Origin of the sequence: Rhizobium sp. BK538, assembly GCF_014197575.1 — a bacterium.
Taxonomy (GTDB): Bacteria; Pseudomonadota; Alphaproteobacteria; order Rhizobiales; family Rhizobiaceae; genus Rhizobium.
Genome location: NZ_JACIFT010000064.1, coordinates 1 through 1,375, shown reverse-complemented (window position 1 = coordinate 1,375; position 1,375 = coordinate 1). Strand labels below are relative to the sequence as shown.

Annotated in this window: 1 protein-coding gene; it reads left to right on the top strand. The window is 60.3% G+C overall.

Annotation, left to right across the window (positions count from 1 at the left end; genetic code table 11):
• Nucleotides 1-105: 105 nt before the first annotated feature.
• Nucleotides 106-1,305 carry an IS256 family transposase gene (locus FHX09_RS29375; protein WP_184451124.1) on the top strand — a complete coding sequence of 400 codons (1,200 nt, stop codon included), beginning with the start codon at nucleotides 106-108 and terminating at the stop codon, nucleotides 1,303-1,305.
• Nucleotides 1,306-1,375: the final 70 nt, after the last annotated feature.

Below are 1,375 nucleotides of genomic sequence, written 5' to 3'. Positions count from 1 at the left end.
GGATCGTGCCCCGGGAGGTGGTGTAGGTCCTGAGGTTTAGGCGGCCATCAGTGTTTTCCATTTAGGGTCGGGTTGTTCAAGACCAACCTGATGGAAAGATCACCGATGACCAATGACATGATGAACGTGCGCTCGCTTGTTGAGAAGAGCGCGGACGCCGATTTATTGCGCGAGATGATTGGCTTTGCGGCCGAGCGGTTGATGGAGCTGGAGGTTGGCGGTGCGACCGGTGCTGGTTTCGGTGAGAAGAGCCCGATGCGTCTCGCTCAGCGCAATGGCTACCGTGATCGGGACTGGGAGACGCGGGCCGGAACCGTCGAACTGCGCATTCCTAAGTTGCGCAAGGGCAGCTACTTCCCAAGCTTTCTAGAGCCGCGTCGAATGGCAGAGAAGGCTCTGACGGCCGTCATTCAGGAAGCCTATATTCAAGGCATCTCGACGCGCTCGGTTGATGATCTGGTCAAGGCCATGGGCATGAGCGGCATCTCCAAGAGCCAGGTATCGCGGCTATGCGAGGAGATCGACGTCAAGGTGAAGGCGTTCCTCGACAGGCCGATTGAAGGTGACTGGCCATACATCTGGATCGATGCCACCTATCTGAAGGTCCGCCGCGGCGGGCGCATCGTTTCCGTTGCCGTCATCATCGCCGTCGGCGTCAACAGCGACGGCCGGCGTGAGGTACTTGGTATGGAAGTCGGCACGTCCGAAGCCGAGCCGATCTGGACGGAGTTCCTGCGCCGGCTGACCCGCCGAGGATTGCGCGGCGTGAAGCTTGTCGTCTCCGATGCGCATGAAGGCCTCAAGGCGGCTGTCACCAAGGTTCTCAGCGCCACCTGGCAAAGATGCCGGGTCCACTTCATGAGGAACGTTCTGGCGCATGCTGGCAAGAGCGGCCGGCGGGTCGTCTCGGCCTTCATCGCAACGGCCTTTGCCCAGGAGACCTCGGAGGCAGCCAGCGCACAATGGCGCAGCGTCGCCGATCAGATCAGACCGAAAGTTCCAAAGCTCGCCACCATCATGGACAACGCTGAAGAGGATGTGCTCGCCTACATGACCTTCCCGAAAGAGCACCGGGCAAAGCTGCATTCGACGAATCCAATCGAGCGTCTCAACGGCGAAATCAAGCGACGCACCGAGGTCGTCGGCATCTTTCCGAACGACGAAGCCATCATCCGTCTCGTCGGCGCACTGCTGCTCGAACAGAATGACGAATGGGCCGTCCAACGCGCCCGGTACCTGACACTTGAGACCATGGCGCAAATGAGCGATGATCCGCAAATCAGTCTGCCCGCTGTGGCCCGCTGATATCCCTCCGGCTCTATGTCGGAAAGCACGGCCTTCAGCCGCGACCTACACCACCTCCCGGGGCACGATC

Coding starts and splice junctions, on each gene's coding strand:
- FHX09_RS29375 (WP_184451124.1), top strand. CDS start 106: ATGACCAATGACATGATGAACGTGCGCTCGCTTGTTGAGAAGAGCGCG.